This is a genomic window from Gallaecimonas mangrovi (genome assembly GCF_003367375.1).
Lineage (GTDB): Bacteria > Pseudomonadota > Gammaproteobacteria > Enterobacterales > Gallaecimonadaceae > Gallaecimonas > Gallaecimonas mangrovi.
Map to the genome: position 1 here is coordinate 449404 of NZ_CP031416.1, position 18852 is coordinate 468255.

The 18852-nt window shown below is 52.2% G+C and carries 18 protein-coding genes; 11 read left to right on the forward strand and 7 right to left on the reverse strand.

Annotated elements, in window-relative coordinates; genetic code table 11:
* Positions 1–12: 12 nt before the first annotated feature.
* The gene (locus tag DW350_RS02130; protein WP_115717272.1) at positions 13–1272 is read left to right on the forward strand and encodes an MgtC/SapB family protein; all 1260 of its coding nucleotides are present in this window, start codon (positions 13–15) and stop codon (positions 1270–1272) included.
* Between the two features lie 27 nt (positions 1273–1299).
* Here DW350_RS02130 and DW350_RS02135 read toward each other — a convergent pair whose 3' ends face one another.
* Positions 1300–2133: a pirin family protein gene (locus DW350_RS02135; protein WP_115717273.1), complete on the reverse strand. Its 834-nt coding sequence runs from the start codon at positions 2131–2133 to the stop codon at positions 1300–1302.
* A 99-nt stretch (positions 2134–2232) separates the two neighbouring features.
* The gene (locus tag DW350_RS02140; protein ID WP_226911370.1) at positions 2233–3150 is read right to left on the reverse strand and encodes a pirin family protein; all 918 of its coding nucleotides are present in this window, start codon (positions 3148–3150) and stop codon (positions 2233–2235) included.
* Between the two features lie 513 nt (positions 3151–3663).
* On the opposite strand from DW350_RS02140, the gene DW350_RS02145 reads away from it, so the two are divergent.
* A complete protein-coding gene (locus DW350_RS02145; RefSeq protein WP_115717274.1) occupies positions 3664–3861 on the forward strand; it encodes a DUF3185 family protein in 198 nt (65 codons plus the stop codon).
* A 2-nt stretch (positions 3862–3863) separates the two neighbouring features.
* Here the strand turns inward: DW350_RS02145 and DW350_RS02150 are convergent, their stop codons facing one another.
* Positions 3864–4280 (reverse strand): hypothetical protein, encoded by a 417-nt coding sequence (locus tag DW350_RS02150; RefSeq protein ID WP_115717275.1) that lies wholly within the window; start codon positions 4278–4280, stop codon positions 3864–3866.
* A gap of 144 nt (positions 4281–4424) precedes the next feature.
* Between DW350_RS02150 and DW350_RS02155 the strand changes: the two genes are divergently transcribed.
* Positions 4425–6032 (forward strand): acyl-CoA dehydrogenase family protein, encoded by a 1608-nt coding sequence (locus DW350_RS02155; protein ID WP_115717276.1) that lies wholly within the window; start codon positions 4425–4427, stop codon positions 6030–6032.
* 39 nt (positions 6033–6071) lie between these two features.
* Here DW350_RS02155 and DW350_RS02160 read toward each other — a convergent pair whose 3' ends face one another.
* Positions 6072–6794: a dienelactone hydrolase family protein gene (locus DW350_RS02160; protein ID WP_115717277.1), complete on the reverse strand. Its 723-nt coding sequence runs from the start codon at positions 6792–6794 to the stop codon at positions 6072–6074.
* Positions 6795–6808: 14 nt separating this feature from the next.
* The gene (gene asnB / locus DW350_RS02165) at positions 6809–8476 is read right to left on the reverse strand and encodes an asparagine synthase B (protein WP_115717278.1); all 1668 of its coding nucleotides are present in this window, start codon (positions 8474–8476) and stop codon (positions 6809–6811) included.
* A gap of 266 nt (positions 8477–8742) precedes the next feature.
* Here asnB and DW350_RS02170 point away from each other — a divergent pair, with 266 nt between their 5' ends.
* Complete coding sequence (locus DW350_RS02170; RefSeq protein WP_115717279.1) at positions 8743–9123, forward strand: hypothetical protein; 381 nt, start codon at positions 8743–8745, stop codon at positions 9121–9123.
* On the opposite strand, the gene DW350_RS02175 is transcribed toward DW350_RS02170, so the two are convergent.
* Positions 9082–9573 carry a SprT family zinc-dependent metalloprotease gene (locus DW350_RS02175; RefSeq protein ID WP_115717280.1) on the reverse strand — a complete coding sequence of 164 codons (492 nt, stop codon included), beginning with the start codon at positions 9571–9573 and terminating at the stop codon, positions 9082–9084. The genes DW350_RS02170 and DW350_RS02175 overlap by 42 nt on opposite strands.
* Positions 9574–9650: 77 nt before the next feature.
* On the opposite strand from DW350_RS02175, the gene DW350_RS02180 reads away from it, so the two are divergent.
* Positions 9651–10127 (forward strand): hypothetical protein, encoded by a 477-nt coding sequence (locus DW350_RS02180; protein ID WP_115717281.1) that lies wholly within the window; start codon positions 9651–9653, stop codon positions 10125–10127.
* A 70-nt stretch (positions 10128–10197) separates the two neighbouring features.
* A complete protein-coding gene (locus DW350_RS02185; RefSeq protein ID WP_115717282.1) occupies positions 10198–10704 on the forward strand; it encodes a DUF4405 domain-containing protein in 507 nt (168 codons plus the stop codon).
* 26 nt (positions 10705–10730) lie between these two features.
* Here the strand turns inward: DW350_RS02185 and metK are convergent, their stop codons facing one another.
* Positions 10731–11885 carry a methionine adenosyltransferase gene (metK, locus tag DW350_RS02190; protein ID WP_115717283.1) on the reverse strand — a complete coding sequence of 385 codons (1155 nt, stop codon included), beginning with the start codon at positions 11883–11885 and terminating at the stop codon, positions 10731–10733.
* A gap of 267 nt (positions 11886–12152) precedes the next feature.
* On the opposite strand from metK, the gene tkt reads away from it, so the two are divergent.
* From tkt to DW350_RS02215, 5 genes are all read left to right on the forward strand, one after another.
* The gene (gene tkt, locus DW350_RS02195; RefSeq protein WP_115717284.1) at positions 12153–14144 is read left to right on the forward strand and encodes a transketolase; all 1992 of its coding nucleotides are present in this window, start codon (positions 12153–12155) and stop codon (positions 14142–14144) included.
* A 44-nt stretch (positions 14145–14188) separates the two neighbouring features.
* Positions 14189–15202: a glyceraldehyde 3-phosphate dehydrogenase NAD-binding domain-containing protein gene (locus tag DW350_RS02200; protein WP_115717285.1), complete on the forward strand. Its 1014-nt coding sequence runs from the start codon at positions 14189–14191 to the stop codon at positions 15200–15202.
* A gap of 21 nt (positions 15203–15223) precedes the next feature.
* Complete coding sequence (locus DW350_RS02205; RefSeq protein ID WP_115717286.1) at positions 15224–16381, forward strand: phosphoglycerate kinase; 1158 nt, start codon at positions 15224–15226, stop codon at positions 16379–16381.
* A gap of 121 nt (positions 16382–16502) precedes the next feature.
* Entirely contained in the window at positions 16503–17567 is a 1065-nt protein-coding gene (gene fba, locus DW350_RS02210; protein ID WP_115717287.1) for a class II fructose-bisphosphate aldolase, read from the forward strand.
* Between the two features lie 475 nt (positions 17568–18042).
* Positions 18043–18831: a DUF481 domain-containing protein gene (locus tag DW350_RS02215; protein WP_115717288.1), complete on the forward strand. Its 789-nt coding sequence runs from the start codon at positions 18043–18045 to the stop codon at positions 18829–18831.
* The last annotated feature ends 21 nt before the right edge of the window (positions 18832–18852 follow it).

The window sequence follows — 18852 nt, forward strand, 5'->3', positions numbered from 1 at the left end:
AAGGACGTCACTATGCACTTTGTGCCATTGCCAGCGTTGTTGCAATTGCTGTTATCCCTTGGACTGGGGCTGATTATTGGCTCCGAACGTGGTTGGCAAGAGCGAACGGGGGAAAGCGGTAGCCGCGTCGCTGGCATCCGCACCTTTGCGTTAATCGCGGTGGTCGGCTGCGTTGCCGGATTATTGGCGAACACGCTCGGCGCTTGGCTGGTTGCAGTCTCGGGCGGCGGTTTAGCCATGCTGTTATCGGTGGCTTATTGGCTCGATGCTAAAGGCGAGCATGATTACGGGTTAACAACGCAGGTCTCCGCCCTTTTAACATGGAGCCTAGGGGTGGCGGTTACCCAAGGCTTGGCAACCGAAGCGGTGGCGACGGCAGTGATAGCGGCCGTGGTGTTACACCTCAAAGAGCGAATGCATCAATGGCTAATGCAGTTAAGTAGTGATGACTTTCGCGCCATTTTGCAGCTTTTGGTGGTGGCATTGGTGCTGTTGCCGATAGTGCCTAACCGTCAGCTTGGCCCATGGGGTGCCCTTAATCCCTACACCCTGTGGTGGATGGTGGTGCTTATTGCCTGCCTTAGCCTGATTGGCTATTTTTCGCTGCGCCTTATTGGCCCAGATAAAGGCGTGTTAGTGACCAGCTTATTTGGCGGCCTGGCATCCAGTACCGCTACCACCTTAAGTTTGTCGCGATTGGGCCAGCGTTTTCAACGCCCGCAGTTATTGGCGGCAGGTATTGTTACCGCTTGCGCCATCATGTTTATTCGCATGCTGGTGGTAGTGGCATTAGTTAATGAAAACCTGCTGCCAGCCTTGTGGCTTCCCCTTGGTGCCATGTTCTTGGTGAGTATGGCAGTGGCGCTCGCGCTTTGGCACCAAAGTCGCGGCCATGTTGGCCAGACAGGAGTGGAAAAGCCAGCGCCGTTTCAGCTATGGCCGGCGCTGAAATTTGGCCTACTGTTGGCAGCAATTATGTTGCTGTCGAGTGCCATTAGTCATTGGTTTGGTGAGCAGAAACTGTGGTTAGTGGCCGTCGCTGCCGGCCTGGCTGACGTAGATGCCATCACCCTGAGCTTGGCTAAAATGGCGTCAGATGATATCTCGACCACCACCGCGAGTTTTAATATTGTCTTGGCGGCCTTGGCTAACACACTGGTTAAAACTGGGTTGGCGTTATATGCCGGTGGCTGGAACCTTGGCCGCTATGTGCTGCTTGGGCTTGGTAGTGCGATGGGAGTAGCAGTGTTACTGATGCTGATTGGCCTGTAAAAAACGCCGCTTACGCGGCGTTTTTTGTTAGAAGCGACCGGCTTGATAGTCTTGCACCGCTTGGGCGATTTCCTCAGAGCTATTCATCACGAAAGGTCCGTAACGGACAACCGGTTCCAACAACGGCTTACCTGCTATCAGTAGAAAACAGGCCTCTTGGTCTGTGCTTTCAAAGGTGACTTGGTCACCGTTATTGAGCACCGCCATGTTGCCTTTAGGTACGGTTTTACCGGCAACGGTAACCGCGCCTTCGTATACGTTGATAAGGGCGTTGTGGCCGCTGGGTACTGGCACCGTTAGCGACTGGCCCGCTTTGAGATGAATATCCAGATAAAGCGGGTCCAGGGTTACACCATCAACCGGGCCTTTGGTGCCTTGATATTGCCCAGCTATCACCTTGACGCTATTGCCTTTTTCATCGGTTAGCAGCGGAATGTTAGCACTGGCGATATCTTGGTAACGCGGCGCTTTCATTTTTTCGGCACGCGGCAGGTTTACCCACAATTGAAAGCCGCGCATTAAGCCTTGCTCTTGCTCTGGCATTTCCGAGTGAATAAGCCCAGAACCGGCGGTCATCCACTGTACGTCGCCACTTTCCAGTAACCCCTCATTACCTTTGTTATCTCGATGGCGCATACGGCCATTGAGCATATAAGTTACGGTTTCAAAGCCGCGATGAGGATGATTAGGAAAACCGGCAACGTAGTCGTCGGGGCTGTCGGAGCTAAATTCGTCCAGCAGCAAGAAAGGGTCGAGATCGGGCATCATTTGAGTGCCAATCAGCCGTTTTAACTTCACACCGGCACCGTCGCTGGTGTTTTGGCCGGGGATCAGGCCTTTAATAGTGCGTGGCTGGCTCATAGTGCCTCCTGTGAAGATGGGGAAGATGAGCAAAGGATACTGTTCGTAATTGCTGATGAAAATGGCGAAAATTAGGTCAAAAGATTCGTTTAAATCGAATCAGCGCCCGGCTTTAAGCTGCCCTTGAAGCAAGGGGGCTGGAATAGGCAAGCCCGGGTAATGGCTCACTTGGCCAAAGTCGCCAGCGCTCCAGCGGCTGCGAGCCTTCGCTATTTCATCGGTATTGCGCGCCACAAAGTTCCACCACATCACAATATCTTCGGCAAACGGTTCTCCGCCCAGGCAGATAACCACCGCGTCCTTGAGTACTAACGTGAGTTGCTGATGGCCTGTGCCGAAGTAATAAAGTTGCTCACTGGACATTGCTTCGCCATCCACAGTGGCCTCTCCCTTTACCAGCAACAAACCATATTCAAAGCTTGGGGTTAAGGTTTGTACGAAGTGGCCTGTGCCTTGAATTTCGGCACCAAACAGTGGGCTGAAGTAGTGCGCCGGGGACCGGAGTTGGCCATATTGACCCGCAAAAAGGCGCAGCGTTACGCCACCCTCGGTCAGACTCGGTAAAACGGCGACATGTTCAAAGGTTGCAGGGCGGTGGCGCTCCTCTTCGGGAAGTGCGACCCAAAATTGCACCCCAAACAGCCTATCGCCGACCGGTGTTAGGCCTTCTTCTGAGTGAGCAATACCGGAACCTGCGGTCATCAGGTTGAGTTGGCCGGGCTTAATTAGCTGCTCCACGCCCAGGGTATCGCGGTGGCGAATGGCACCTTCTAATAGCCAGGTGACGGTTTGTAGCCCGATGTGGGGGTGTGGTGCTACGTCGAGGTTATGGTCGTCAGTTACAACCAGTGGCCCTAATCTGTCTAAAAAGCACCAAGGACCTATCAGGCGCAGTTGGCGGTGGGGTAGGGCTCGCGCCACCATCAGGCCAGGGTTTAACTGGCGTGACGTTATCGGGTAGTTGGCACGCTCTGGGGGAGTGGAGCCTTGTAGAGTGAGAGTGTCATTGTTGCTCACGTTTACTCCTGGCCAGGATAGGCGACCTGTTGTCAGTCTACAGGCTAACGCAGCTTTATTAACATCGGCAACGCCTGGAGTGCTGCTTTAGCAAAGCGTGGGCGATAAAAAAGCCTCCTAAAGGAGGCTTTCAGTTAGCCGTTGTAGGCCCAATCAGCAAGGTATTCCCACAGTATTTTCATTCGCCCCTCCGGTGTTATCTCAAAAGAGCTTAGGCCAGTTTGCTTAAAGCAGCCTCTCGATTAAGACGATAATTGTTATCGAATTGTTTTAATTGGTTTCTGTAAAACAGCACCGCCCCAGTAAGCGATCCAAACTGCTGTAATTCACGTAGATATAAGCTTGGCAGCACCATTTACGGCGGCAGCTGTTGCGGCAAATTAACGCTGCCAAGGTGGACATTACGTTGCTTGAGTTATCAGAAAAAGCGAGTGTTTTAGTTTCTGTTGATAGGAAATTCAGATTCGCTATGGCAAGCTGATTGCCATCGCCTCAAGGAGATAGGAGAAGGTAATGAATAAAAGAATCATTGGTTTGGTCCTGCTGGTTGTGGGTGTTGGTCTGGCCTGGTGGGGTTATCAGGAAAGCCAAACCCTTAGTAAAACCGTTGAATCGCAGCTGACAGGGCAAATGGATACCAGAACCATGTCTTTCTACATTGCCGGTGCTGTGTGTGCGGTATTGGGATTGGTTGGCATCCTTAGGCGCTAAGGTTATTCGGTTAAAAATGCCATTAACAACAGTCGTCCCTCTCGGCTGGCAAGCAGCTCGGCAGGGACGGCATTTAGCTCCATTTGGTATTGCGTCAACCACAAGTAGCGGTCCATTTCGTTATCTAGGCGCTGGTTGATTAGGGAAATCAGCTTCGGCATTTCTTCAAACACTTCACCTCCTGCCACCATAAAGGCCGGGTATCGCAGCTCCTCTCCCCAAGTCAGTTCCAGTAAAAAGCCTTCTTCTGCCAGCTGCTGGCAGAGTGTATCTGCCGACATGGTTGGCACGCCCCGCAGGTGGTCGACAACTTCATTGGCTTCCCACAGCGGGAAATGCAATAGCCTTTCTTTGAGCGCGTCTCGCCATAAATGTTGGGTGCGAATGCGCAAGGTTCTCAGCCTATCCAGATGTCCCATAACCCCTCCTCACTTATGCCTTTAGTCTAGTCCCGGTGCGGGGGCTGTGGCGTTACAGTCGCGGCTGATTCAGCAACCGAAAAGCTAAGTCTTTGACCTTCACCGACTTAGCTGCCATCTTCAGCAGAGCAAAAGGAGGTGTGTATGTTTGATACCCATGAGGTCAGTAATCAAACGCCAGCTTTGGTGGATGTCGATGGTTTTGCTCTGGACCGGGCGCTGGTTGAGGCCGTCACCCGTGAGGGTGCGCAGTGGAGCTTAGCCGACTTGCATCGTTATGGACGTTTTATCACCAAAGAAGAGATTATTGCCCTTGGCTTTGCGGCTAATGCCAACCCACCGGTATTGAATAGTCACGATCGCTACGGTTATCGCATTGACCAGGTGGCTTATCACCCCAGTTATCATCAACTGATGGCCCTCGCTGTGCAGGAAGGTCTGCATTGCAGTCCTTGGCAACAGCCGCGTACCGGCGCCCATGTTGCAAGAGCCGCCAAGTATTATTTGCACTGCCAAGTAGAGGCGGGCCACGGTTGCCCCATCACCATGACCTTTGCCGCAGCCCCGGTGCTCAAACAATTTAAAGCCGACTGGTATCAAAAAGTGCTTTCAAATCAGTATGAAGGTGCGGATCTCCCCTATAACGAAAAGCCCGGTTTTATTCTGGGAATGGGCATGACCGAGAAGCAAGGCGGCTCTGATGTGCGCGCCAATAGCACCCAGGCGCATGCTTTAGGTGATGGTAGTTATGAACTGGTAGGCCATAAATGGTTTCTGTCCGCGCCGATGTCAGATGGCTTTTTGATGCTGGCCCAAACCCCGGCGGGCCTGTCGTGCTTTTTGGTGCCGCGTTGGTGGCAGGGTGAAAAGAACGCCATTGCTGTGCAGCGCCTGAAAGACAAGTTAGGTAATCGCTCTAATGCCTCCAGTGAAGTGGAACTTAAAGGCGCTTACGGCTGGTTGTTGGGAGAGGAAGGCAAGGGTGTGCAAACCATTATCGAAATGGTGGCTCTGACGCGTTTTGATTGCATGCTCGGCTCCAGTGCCGGGCAGCGCCAGGCGGTTGTGCAAGCCGTGCATCATGCTCATCACCGCCAAGCCTTTGGCGAGCGGCTGATTAACCAGCCGGTTATGGCAGCGGTGTTGGCTGACCTGCAACTGGAAGTCGAAGGTAGCCTGGCCATGAGCATGCGCATGGCACGGGCACTGGATGAAGCGGATAACCCCAGTGAACAGATGTTGCTACGCCTTGGTACTGCCGCCGGAAAATACTGGATCTGTAAACGCACGCCTTTGCATGCTTATGAAGCTATGGAGTGTCTGGGCGGCAACGGCGTAATGGAAAACTTCATTACCGCCCGCCTATACCGCGAAGCGCCAATTAATGCCATTTGGGAAGGCTCTGGCAACATCCAGGCATTGGACATGCTAAGGGCCTTACAAAAAGCGCCAGAGGTGTTGGATATCTGGCACCAGGAGCTGGCTCCTTGTCTTAAGTCTGAGCCTTTGTTAGCCCTTGGCTGGCGGCAATTACAACGGTTATTAAAAGACAATCCGCTGAGCCATGCCAGGCGCATTACCGAGTTGCTGGCCCTGACCTTACAAGGCGCTTTGCTGGCCAAAGGCGCCCCTGGTGTGGTGGCAGACGCTTTTATTCGTTCAAGGTTAGGGGAAGGCGGCTTGAGTTATGGCACCTTACCTAATGGCATTGACCCCAGGCCTATTTTGCAACGTGCTTATAGTCAGCAATAAAAAAGGCGGCTTATAGCCGCCTCTTTAAAAGGCTTTGCCTTAGGCAAAAACCTCATCAAACAGGTCAGCCATCATTGCAAAAGCGCGACGAGTAACCTTGGGGTTGTATTGGCTTTGGCCAGGGCGGTTAGCCGACTTGTCTGTGAAAGAGTGCACGGTACCGCTGAAATTGACGAACTGCCAGTCAGCGCCAATGGCGTTCATTTCGGCTTCAAAAGCCGTAATGCTCTCAGCCGGAACCAAGGGGTCGTCAGCGCCATTACAGATAAGAATAGGGCCACAATTATTTTTACTGCTGGCCGGATCTGGGGTGTCGACAATGCCATGAAAGGTCACAACAGCTTTAAGTGGCGTGCCCATCCGCGCTAATTCCAGCACGCAAGCACCACCGAAACAAAAACCCATTGCCGCAATGTTTTCTGCACCGATACCCAACTTAGCCGCTTCTGATTTTAGCGCCTCGTAAGCACCCACCATACGGCGCCGCCACTGAGCATGGTCGGATTTCACCGCCACCATGGTGGCATAGGCTTCATCGGCGTTACTGACGTTACTGCCTTTGCCGTAAGGGTCCAAAACCAAGATCACGGCATGGTCTTCTACCAGTTCCTTGGCCTGTTCGATAGCGGCTTGACTAACCCCTAAAAAATTAGGGGCCATCAACAAGGCTCGGGTTGGTTTGCTGCCTTCGTGGAAAACCAGTTGGCCTTCATAGGAAAGGCCATCAACTTGGTAAGCGACTGGTGTGTTAACGACTGCCATATGCGAATAACTCCTTAATATGCGCTTTGGTGAACACCCTTGGCAGCACGGCCCGATGGATCAGCATTGTTCTGGAAGCTTTCATCCCAGGCCAGTGCTGCCGGGGTGGAGCAGGCAACAGATTTACCGTGCGGCACTGTGGTGACCACAGAATTGAGGTTGCCAAAATGCTCTTCGAAGATTTGCCGGTAAAAATACGCTTCCTTGGTATCAGGGGTATTAACCGGGAAGCGGTATTGCGCGGTTTGCAACTGGTGGTCGGTGACCTCGCTGGCAGTGACTTCTTTGAGGCTGTCAATCCAGCTGTAACCCACTCCGTCAGAGAACTGTTCTTTTTGCCGCCAAGCCACGGCTTCGGGCAATAGATCGGCAAAGGCTTCCCGCACAATGTGTTTCTCGATTTTGCCATTACCACACATTTTGTCTGTGGGGTTTAGGCGCATCGCCACATCCATGAACTCTTTGTCCAGGAACGGTACCCGGGCCTCTACACCCCAAGCGGCCATGGCTTTGTTGGCACGCAGGCAGTCAAACAGGTAGAGCTTCTCGAGTTTACGCAGGGTTTCTTCGTGAAACTCTCTCGGGTTAGGTGCTTTATGGAAATAGAGATAGCCGCCAAACAGCTCGTCTGCGCCTTCGCCAGAAAGCACCATTTTAATGCCCATAGCCTTGATTTTACGGGCCATCAGGTACATTGGTGTTGAGGCGCGGATGGTGGTGACGTCGTAGGTTTCCAGATGATAGATAACGTCACGCACCGCATCTAAGCCTTCTTGCACGGTAAAGTGCAGCTCGTGGTGTACGGTACCGATATGGTCTGCCACGGTTTTGGCCGCTTGAAGGTCAGGGGAGCCTTTTAAACCGACTGCAAAGGAGTGCAACCTTGGCCACCAGGCTTCGCTTTGGCCGTCGTCTTCAATACGGCGCTGGGCGTGCAGCTGGGCGAGGGCGGAAATCACTGAAGAGTCTAAACCGCCTGACAGCAATACGCCGTAGGGCACGTCAGACATCAGCTGGCGTTTAACGGCGGCGTCCAGCGCGGCGCGTAGCTCGGTAACGCTGCTGGTGTTGTTTTCTACGCCTTCAAAGCTTTGCCAGTCGCGTTGGTAATAGCGTTTCATCTGGCCGTCTTTGGACGACAGATAATGGCCTGGGGGGAAAGTTTCAACCCGGTTACAAACCGGTGTTAGGGCTTTCATTTCGGAAGCAACATAGAAGTTGCCGTCGCTGTCCCAGCCGATATAAAGCGGAATGATGCCCATATGATCGCGGCCAATAAGGTAGCTGTTATCGGTAGCGTCATAGAGAACAAAGGCAAAAATACCATTTAATTCGTCGAGAAAGGCTTCACCCTTTTCCTTGTACAGTGCCAGTATCACTTCACAGTCAGATTCGGTTTGAAACTGATACTTGTCTTGATACTGCTTGCGGATAGCCTTGTGGTTATAAATCTCACCATTCACCGCGAGCACATTATTCTTTTCGGTATTAAAGAGCGGTTGCGCGCCACTATTCATGTCGACAATAGCGAGCCGTTCATGAGCAATGATTGCGTTATTATCCGCATAGATACCGGACCAGTCTGGGCCACGGTGGCGCATACGTTTAGACATTTCTAATGCCGTTTTGCGCAGTTCTTGCGGATCCGTTTTAAGATCCAAAATACCGAAAATCGAACACATGGTTTTTCCTGTCAGAAAAGGGTTACTTCATAGGGTTGTTTTGTACACCGTTGTTGATGACCCTTCGACCTTGCCACTGGCTACAGGCCTTGGCAAGCGGCTTAAGTGGTTAAATTTACAATCTTGGTCAGCTTTGATGAGATCTAATCGACCTTTACAGCACCTGAATGATGACAACAACCTCAATCTTCGATAAAGATAAGCCATCCAGTATGGGTCAGCTCGGCTTTGGAGCAACAGTGATCAGTGCAGCAGGATTGAGAGTATTGCTTGTCGCATCCGGTTCTTTTGGACTGGTGGCCTGTAGTGGTAAAGCGGTCACTGCCACCATTAATTCACCTGATCAATATTACAAAGCGGTGGTAATGGTCAGAACCGTGGGCGCGAAGCCGGTGACAGAAGTCATGCTGGAGCCGCAGTCTGTTTGGCACTTGGGTAACCACCAGTTGGTGTGGTCTGGCCAAGTCCCCCCTTCTGAAATTTCCGTTAGCTGGCAGGGTGATAACCATTTGTCAGTGACTTACCCACAAGCGGCCAATGTAACCGAATCCAGAAAGTTATCGATGGGTGTTGCCTTGGAATTTAGTCCGCTTGGTTCGGGTCCCTCAATTCACAGTGCCGTCGGTGCTGCCAGTTCCGGGGTGTAAAGCGCCTTTACAATAGCGGCAGAGGTATTTCTCTCCCCTAAGCACTTTGTTGTGTCTTCTTATTGTCAGTTGGTGCTGTCTGCAATGGCAGTGGTAGGTGAAGGTTTTTTCCTGAATATCAAAGTCATGAGTGCGCTTGGGATGCAAGCCAAACAGGTTTTGCATAAGCTGCTGCCACTCCTTGCCGTGGGGCTGAATGCGGCCACCGTAGAGCTGCCACGCCAGCCAGTGGGCAACTTCATGGGGTACCACTTCGGCTAAGAACGCCGCTTGGTTGGCTTTATAAAGTGTGCGATTAAAGCGCAGCTGCTTTTTCCCCATATGTGCTTGGCCAGCGCTACGGCCCCTGAGATCCAAGGTAATGGCTGGGCGAGGAAAGGCCTGCCCAAATTGCCTTTCAGCTTCAACAAAACAGGCTTCTACGGCTTGGTCTAATGCTTCTTTATTCACCTTTACCTTTCTTTTCGTTTACTGACGGCCCGGATAGGGTCAGATATAAGACAGCTTTTATCATAAAAGGAATGCGGATGCGGTCTTTGCTTGTGTTCATGGCCGGGGCATTACTGCTGGCAGGTTGCGCCAGCCATAACCCTGAGGATGACATTAATACCTTCTTTGCCACCTACATATCTAAAGATGGTTCCAAACGCTTTGTGTTTAACATCGAAACCATGAGGGGCGGTGGCCCCGGTGAACATGGCATGGGCGGTGATGGTCCTTCCGGGGGGCCGCCTGGCGGTATGGGCGGCGGCAGAGGTGGCCCACAAAATGGCAGTCGGCAGTCGAGCCACCAGCAAGGGCCCAGTGAAAAGGTCATCACTGATCTGCTAACACAGAAGTTGAAAACAACGGGCTATTGCCAACAGGGTTATATGACACTGGATGATACCCAAGCAGGCCGGTTCCGGCGCATTACCGGTGAATGCAATGAAACAGCAACCGCCGCCGACAGAAAGAAATTTCCCAATGTGGGTAATGGCCGTATTGAAGACTTGGGACGTTAACAGTTTTTAACATTCTCAAGTAAAGGAGCGCGGCAATATAGCTGCGCTTATCTTATCGTGCGAGTCCATTATGACCTTAAAATCATGGGCAACCCCGCTTACTGCCGGTGGCTTTGTCATCTCCGCTGTCACTGGGGTGGTGATTTTCTTTCATATCAATGTTGGCCTGGTACGCCCCGCACATGAATGGCTTAGCTGGCTGATGATTCTGGGGGTAGTTTTTCACCTCGTTATCAATTGGAAAGGCTTTAAAGGCTATTTCAAAAAAGGCTTGGCGCTTTTTATTATCCTGCTGAGCTTGGTGCTGACTGCTGCGTCTTTTATTCCGGTCAATAGCCCTAAAGGCGGTAAGGCCGCACTTTTTCAGGCAGCAGGGCTGTTAACCGATACCTCACTGAGCAATTTGGCGCCGGTGGTGGGTAAGCCAGTAGACCAGCTTGTTAGCTTGCTACAGCAACAAGGTTACCAAGTGTATGACAACAAGATGAGCCTGGATGACATTGCTGCCCAGCAGAGCAAACGAGGCGTAGAACTGTTGCCCATCATCTTGGCAAAACCCCATAAAAAAGGCGCCTAACGGCGCCTTTTTCGTGTCTCGAAACCTTACTTAAGGCCAGCCGCTTCGCGCAGGGCTTCAGCCTTGTCGGTTTTCTCCCAGGGGAACTCGTCACGGCCAAAGTGGCCGTAGGCTGCAGTCGGCTGGTAGATAGGCTTGTTCAAATCCAGCATCTGGATAAGGCCATAAGGGCGCAGGTCGAAGTGTTCGCGCACCAGGGCGTCGATTTTCTCTTCTTCGATTTTACCGGTACCGAACGTTTCTACAGAAATAGAAGTCGGCTCGGCCACACCAATGGCGTAAGACACTTGAATTTCGCAGCGGTCAGCAAGGCCGGCAGCAACGATGTTTTTCGCGACATAACGCGCTGCATAGGCGGCGCTGCGGTCAACCTTGGACGGATCTTTACCTGAGAAGGCGCCGCCACCGTGACGGGCCATGCCGCCGTAGGTATCAACGATGATTTTACGGCCGGTTAGACCGCAGTCGCCCATCGGGCCACCAATCACGAAGTTACCGGTTGGGTTGATGAAGTATTTGGTTTTATCGGTCAGCCATTCTGCCGGCAGTACCGGTTTGATGATGTGTTCCATCACCGCTTCGCGCAGCGTAGGTTGGCTGATGTCAGGGCTGTGCTGGGTAGACAAAACTACCGCATCAATGGCAACAGGCTTGCCATCTTCATATACGAAGGTGACCTGCGATTTCGCATCGGGGCGCAGCCAAGACAGCTCTTTGGACTTACGTACGTGCGCTTGGCGTTTCACCAAACGATGGGCGTAAGTAATAGGTGCAGGCATCAGCACTTCGGTTTCGTTGGACGCATAGCCAAACATCAAACCTTGGTCACCGGCGCCTTGCTGGTATGGGTCGGTGCGGTCTACACCCATGGCAATGTCGGGAGACTGCTTACCAATGGCATTTAGCACGGCGCAGCTGTCGCCATCAAAACCCATTTCGGAACTGGTATAACCGATCTCGCGAACCGTTTTACGCGCCAGAGATTCAATATCAACCCAGGCGGAGGTGGTTATCTCACCACCAACAATAACCATACCGGTTTTAACGTAAGTCTCGCAGGCAACCCGTGCTTTGGGGTCTTGTGCCAAGATTGCGTCGAGAACGGCATCAGAAATTTGGTCGGCGATCTTATCAGGATGGCCTTCAGAAACGGATTCGGAAGTAAAAAGACGTCTGGTCATTTCCCACTCAACTCATTGAATGTCGGCAAGAAAAGCGCAGTTTTCCCATGGGTTTACCACGCCCCAAAATTAAGGCGGCGATATTACACGTATAGACGTCTAGACGCCAGTGCTTGTGAGCAAATATTCCCCGCCTGTTGTGGTTTCCCATTAAAGCCTAACTCGCGCCAACATGAAAGGTGTAACCGATTTGCCCCCAAGGCCATTAATAGGTGAAAATGAGTTCAATTACTTAGCCTGTGTTTTGATCCCACCCAGGAGACCTTGATGCCCTCCCGTCGTCATCTAGCCAATGCCATCCGTGCCCTTTCTATGGATGCGGTTCAAAAAGCCAATTCCGGCCACCCCGGTGCCCCTATGGGTATGGCGGATATTGCCGAAGTGCTTTGGAACGATTATTTGAGTCATAACCCCCAGAATCCAAACTGGGCCGACCGCGACCGCTTTGTGCTGTCAAATGGCCATGGTTCCATGCTCATTTATTCACTGTTGCATCTGTCCGGCTACGACCTCGGTATTGAAGACATCAAGCAATTCCGTCAGCTCCATAGCCGCACCCCGGGCCACCCCGAATACGGCTATGCGCCGGGTATTGAAACCACCACCGGGCCTTTGGGCCAAGGTATTACCAATGCGGTGGGGATGGCGATTGCTGAAAAGAGCCTAGCGGCGCAGTTTAATCGCCCCGGCCATGACATCGTTGATCACTTTACTTATGTGTTCTTGGGTGATGGCTGCCTGATGGAAGGCATTTCCCACGAAGCCTGCTCTTTGGCCGGTACCCTTGGCCTTGGCAAGCTGATTGCGTTTTATGACGACAACGGTATTTCTATCGACGGCCATGTTGAAGGCTGGTTCACCGATGATACCGCGAAGCGTTTTGAGTCTTATGGTTGGCAAGTGGTGCGCGACGTTGACGGCCACTCTTCTGACGCGGTGAAAGCGGCCATTGAAGAAGCGCGTAGCGACTTGACCCGCCCAACGTTAATTATCACCAAAACCATTATCGGCTTTGGCAGCCCCAATAAAGCCGGCAGCCATGACTGCCACGGTGCCGCCCTGGGTGACGCCGAAGTGGCCGCGGCCCGTGAATTCTTAAAATGGGACTACGCGCCTTTTGAGATCCCCGCTGACGTTTACAGCGGCTGGGATGCCAAAGACAAAGGCAGCAAACTGGAAAGCGACTGGAATGCCAAGTTTGCGGCATACAAGGCTGCCTTCCCAGAGCTGGCCAGTGAATTTGAGCGCCGCCAAAGCGGTGACTTGCCCGCCGACTTTGCAGCCAAGGCCGAAGCCTATATCCAGGAATGTCAGCAAAAAGGCGAGAAAATTGCCACCCGTAAAGCCTCGCAAAATGCCATTGAAGCTTTTGCCGCTAATCTCCCCGAATTGTTGGGCGGCAGTGCTGACTTGGCCGGTTCTAACCTGACCTTGTGGTCGGGCTCCAAGCCTCTGACCCACGAAGATGCTTCCGGTAACTACATTTGGTACGGCGTTCGCGAGTTTGGCATGAGTGCCATCATGAACGGCATTGCCCTGCATGGCGGTTTTATCCCTTACGGCGCGACTTTCTTGATGTTTATGGAATACGCCCGTAATGCCGTGCGTATGGCGGCATTAATGAAGCAGCGCAGCATTTTTGTTTATACCCACGATTCTATTGGTCTGGGTGAAGACGGCCCAACCCACCAGCCGGTTGAGCAAGTAGCCAGCTTGCGTTTGACACCGAACATGAGCACTTGGCGGCCCGCTGATACCGTTGAAAGCGCCGTTGCCTGGCTGCATGCCCTTGAGCGTAACGATGGCCCAACAGCCCTTATCTTTAGCCGCCAAGGTCTGCCTTGCCTGGCCCGTAGTGCCCAGCAAGTGGCCGATATTCGTAAAGGTGGTTACATCGTCAAAGACAGTGAAGGCATGCCTGAACTGATTTTGATTGCCACCGGCTCCGAGGTTGAGTTGGCGCTCAATGCCGCCGAGGTACTGACCGGTAAAGGCCGTAAGGTGCGGGTGGTATCTATGCCGTCTACCGATGTATTTGACGCGCAAAGTGCTGACTATAAAGAGTCGGTGTTACCTGCCAGCGTAACCAAACGGGTGGCGGTAGAAGCGCTGATCGCCGACTACTGGTACAAATACGTTGGCCTGAACGGTGCGGTTGTGGGCATGCGCAGTTTTGGTGAGTCGGCGCCTGCCGGTGAACTGTTTAAGCTGTTCGGCTTTACCGTTGATAACGTCGTCAGCGTTGCTGAAGGCTTGTAAGTCTTAAAGGCAGGCCCTGGGCCTGCCTTTTTTCAAGGAAACACATGAGCTATTCGGTTGCCATCAATGGCTTTGGTCGCATTGGCCGTGCTGTGCTGCGTGCTATCTTTGAACGCAACCTACTTGATGAGCTAAAAGTGGTGGCGGTCAATGATATTGCCGAGCCACAAGCCATGGCCCACCTTTTTAAGTACGACTCCACCCATGGCCGCTTGGATGCGCCCATGCGTCTGGAAGGCTCCACCTTGTATTTGGGCGAACATGCCATTGAGCTGCTGAGCGAGCCGGACCCGGAGAAATTGCCGCTGGCCGATGTGGACTTAGTGATCGATTGCACCGGGGTGATCCGCCATCATCAAGATGCCGAAGCTTACTTATTGGCAGGTGCCAAGAAAGTATTGCTATCGAATCCGGCGGATGAAGGTGTGGATGCCACCGTGGTGATGGGCGTTAATGAAGGCGACCTTAAAGCCAGCCACCAGATAGTGTCTAACGCTTCTTGTACCACCAATTGCTTGGTCCCCGTGGTGCAGCTGCTGGATGAGGCCTTTGGCATTGAGCGGGGGTTGATTACTTCCATTCACGCCGCCATGAACGACCAGCAAGTGCTAGACAGCTATCAGCCCAACCTGCGCCTTAGCCGCGCCATGAGTCAGTCAATGGTGCCGGTAGATACCCAGCTAGGCCGCGGTGTGGGCCGAGTATTACCCAAGTTTAAAGACAAGTTCGAAGCCATTTCGGTGCGGGTACCCACCATGAACGTATCGGCACTGGACTTAAGCCTGCAGCTGCAGGTTGATGTGACTGTCGATAACGTTAATACCCTTTTAGAACAAGCTGCAAACAGCCGTTTTAACGGCATACTGGAATTCACTACTGCGCCTTTGGTGTCGGTAGATCATAACCATAACCCCCATTCGGTCATTGTTGACGGAACCCAAACCCGGGTCACTGATGGCAGCCTCTTGAAGTTGCTACTGTGGTTTGACAACGAATGGGGCTTTGCCAACCGGTTGGTTGATACCGGCCGCTATTGGCTTTCAAAATCCGCTAACTAATGAATTTTTGAGGATGCACTGATGGCCGTCATCAAGATGACAGACCTGGATCTGGCCGGTAAACGAGTCCTGATCCGTGAAGATCTCAATGTGCCCGTCAAGGACGGTAAAATTACCTCTGACGCTCGGATCATGGCAGCTCTACCTACCATCAAGCTGGCACTTGATAAAGGCGCCAAGGTACTGGTAATGAGCCACCTTGGGCGCCCGGAAGAAGGGGTTTTTGACAATGAAAGCTCCCTAAAGCCCGTCGCTGATTACTTGCAAGACCTGCTGGGCGTGCCGGTTACCCTGGTGCGTGATTACCTCGACGGTATTGATGCCAAAGCCGGTGAAGTCGTATTACTGGAAAACGTGCGTTTCAATAAAGGCGAGAAAAAAGACGACGAAGCGCTAGCTAAGCAATATGCCGCCCTTTGCGATGTTTTCGTGATGGATGCCTTTGGCACTGCCCACCGCGCCCAAGCGTCAACCCATGGTGTGGGTAAGTACGCCGATGTTGCATGCGCCGGGCCTTTGCTGGCTGCTGAACTTACCGCTTTGGGTAAAGCCCTTAAAGCGCCGAAGCGGCCACTGGTGGCAATTGTGGCGGGCTCTAAAGTTTCTACCAAGCTCGATGTGCTCAATTCCTTGGCACAGATCTGTGACCAAATCATCGTGGGTGGTGGTATTGCCAATACCTTCCTCGCCGCTGCCGGCAAGCCGGTTGGGAAATCTCTGCACGAAGCTGATTTGATTGCCACCGCTAAAGCCCTTATGGATAAGGTGTCTATTCCGCTGCCCACTGACGTGGTGGTAGCAAAGGCCTTTGCCGAAGACGCCGAAGCAACCGTGAAGTCCGTTGATGATGTTGCCGATGATGACATGATCCTGGATATCGGCCCCGACAGCGCCAAGGCCTTGGCCGAATTGCTGAAATCGGCGCAAACCATTTTGTGGAACGGCCCGGTTGGGGTGTTTGAGTTCGACCAGTTCGGTAAGGGCACCGAAGTGTTGGCCAAAGCCATTGCCGAATCCAGCGCCTTCTCTATTGCTGGCGGTGGCGACACGCTGGCGGCTATCGACAAATACGGTATTAAGAGCCAAGTGTCTTACATTTCAACCGGTGGCGGCGCCTTCTTGGAGTTTGTGGAAGGTAAGGTATTGCCAGCGGTAGCCATGTTGGAAAGCCGTGGCTGAGTAAAGCCTGACCACATTGTTGAAGGCGACGCCCAGCGTCGCCTTGTTTTGGTAGACTCATTAAAACGATTACATCACGTGGGAAGCAGGGCAGCTTCCCACACCATGAGGAGATGAAAACATGGCCCTAATTTCCCTACGCCAATTGTTGGACCATGCTGCCGAGCATAGCTATGGCTTGCCTGCTTTCAACGTCAATAACCTTGAGCAGATGCGCGCCATCATGGAAGCGGCTGACAAAATGGATGCCCCTGTTATCGTGCAGGCCTCCGCAGGTGCCCGTAAGTATGCCGGTGCGCCTTTCTTGCGCCACTTAATTCTGGCGGCTGTGGAAGAATTTCCGCATATTCCGGTTTGTATGCACCAAGACCACGGCACCAGCCCTGCTGTATGTCAGCGTTCTATCCAACTGGGCTTTAGCTCGGTGATGATGGACGGTTCCTTGAAAGACGACGGCAAAACGCCCGCGGATTGGGACTACAACGTTGATGTCACCAAACGCACCGTAGAAATGGCCCATGCCTGTGGCGTTTCTGTTGAAGGGGAACTGGGTTGCCTGGGTAGCCTTGAAACCGGCCAAGCCGGTGAAGAAGACGGTATTGGCGCTGAAGGCACCTTGGATCACAGCCAACTGCTGACCGACCCAGAAGAAGCGGCCCAGTTTGTAAGCCTTACGCACGTCGATGCCTTAGCCATTGCTATTGGTACCAGTCATGGTGCTTATAAGTTTAGCCGCCCACCGTCTGGTGACATCTTGGCTATTGAGCGCATCAAAGAGATCCACAAACGCATCCCTAACACCCACCTGGTAATGCATGGCTCCTCTTCTGTACCGCAAGAGTGGCTGAAAGTGATTAACGAGTTCGGTGGCGAAATTCCGGAAACCTACGGCGTGCCGGTTGAAGAAATTGTTGAAGGCATCAAATACGGTGTGCGTAAGGTCAATATTGATACTGACCTGCGTCTCGCCTCTACTGGTGCTGTGCGTCGCTTCCTGGCGCAAAAGCCCAGTGAGTTTGACCCTCGTAAGTTCTTGAAAGCCAGCACCGATGCCATGCGTGACATCTGTATTGCCCGTTATGAAGCTTTTGGTGCTGCAGGCCAAGCCAGCAAAATTAAAGCGATTTCCTTGGACGCCATGTCTGAGCGCTATATCAAAGGCGAGTTAGACCCGAAAGTGAACTAATGAGAAAAGGGTGGCCAAAGCCACCCTTTTTCACTTCTATTGATCCCCACCGCGACTTCCTCAGTACAAAATGTACACTTTGAGTGTGCGTTCCCCCGCAATCAGCATATTTTTTTGCTGTTCAGACCACTGCTTAAATCTATGGTTATCAACCGTGTTACGTTCAGGTAAAAGGTCAAATAAAGTCAAACATGCCTAACGGGCTGGCGCGGTTAACTGTTCGCAACAATAGTATCGCTATTCCAGCTTAATATTGTAAAACAAGGGGTTATGCCTGAAATTGGCCTTAATCTGCGTTCAGGAATCATTAATGTTAGGAAAATTAGGGCTGAAACGCCGAACAATAGCGGTTAGGTTCAAATCTATCTTATTGATAGCAGCGGCAAATAACAGTATTTCTGAATGTAAGCTCAGGTTTTGAGTTTTGGTGGGTGCTAAGGCACACTTTACCGGCTTTTTCCAAAGGAGAGGTTCTATGACGTTAAAGTACAGCTTGCCTTTATTGGCGATTCTCGTTGCAAATTCAGCGTATGCCGACGATGAGTTCGACTACAGTGCGGCGCCATCCGCGTCCGGCGCGGACAAACAGGACAAAACCTGGAAAGGGGAAGCTGAACTTGGGATTTTGGTGACAACCGGTAACAGTGAAGCCACTAACATTAATGGCAAGCTTAACATTGTTCATAATATGGACAAATGGCGAAACACCTATCTGTTGCAGTCTCTCTATACCAAGTCGGACGATGAAACCACGGCTGAACAATACAGTGGCGCAGCCCAGGGCGACTATAAATTCAACGACAAAGAGTTTTGGTATATCCGTGGTGCTTATGAAAAAGACCGCTTCTCCGGGTATAACTACAGCTCGAGTGTGACCTCCGGTTACGGTAGTCGTGTATGGCAAACAGAAGACGGCTCCTTTTTAGAACTCTCCGCGGGTCTTGGTTATCGTAGTAATGAAGTCGATAAAGACAGCGATGACTACGAGGAAGGCGATGAGTCTGACCGCGGTGTTATCACCCGTTTGGCGGGTAAGTTTGAATACGACATCAGCAAAACAGCCATCTTCCGCCAAGAGCTCAGCACTGAAGTTGGTTTAGAAGATGGTGGTTCTATCTCTAAATCCATTACCTCGTTGCAAGCGAATATCATTGGCAGCCTAGCCATGAAGCTCTCCTACACCATTCAGTACAGCTCACAAGTGCCCACTGACACTGAGAAGACCGATACAGAGACATCGGTCACATTATTGTACTCATTTTAGGCAATAGCGGCGAAAGCCGCT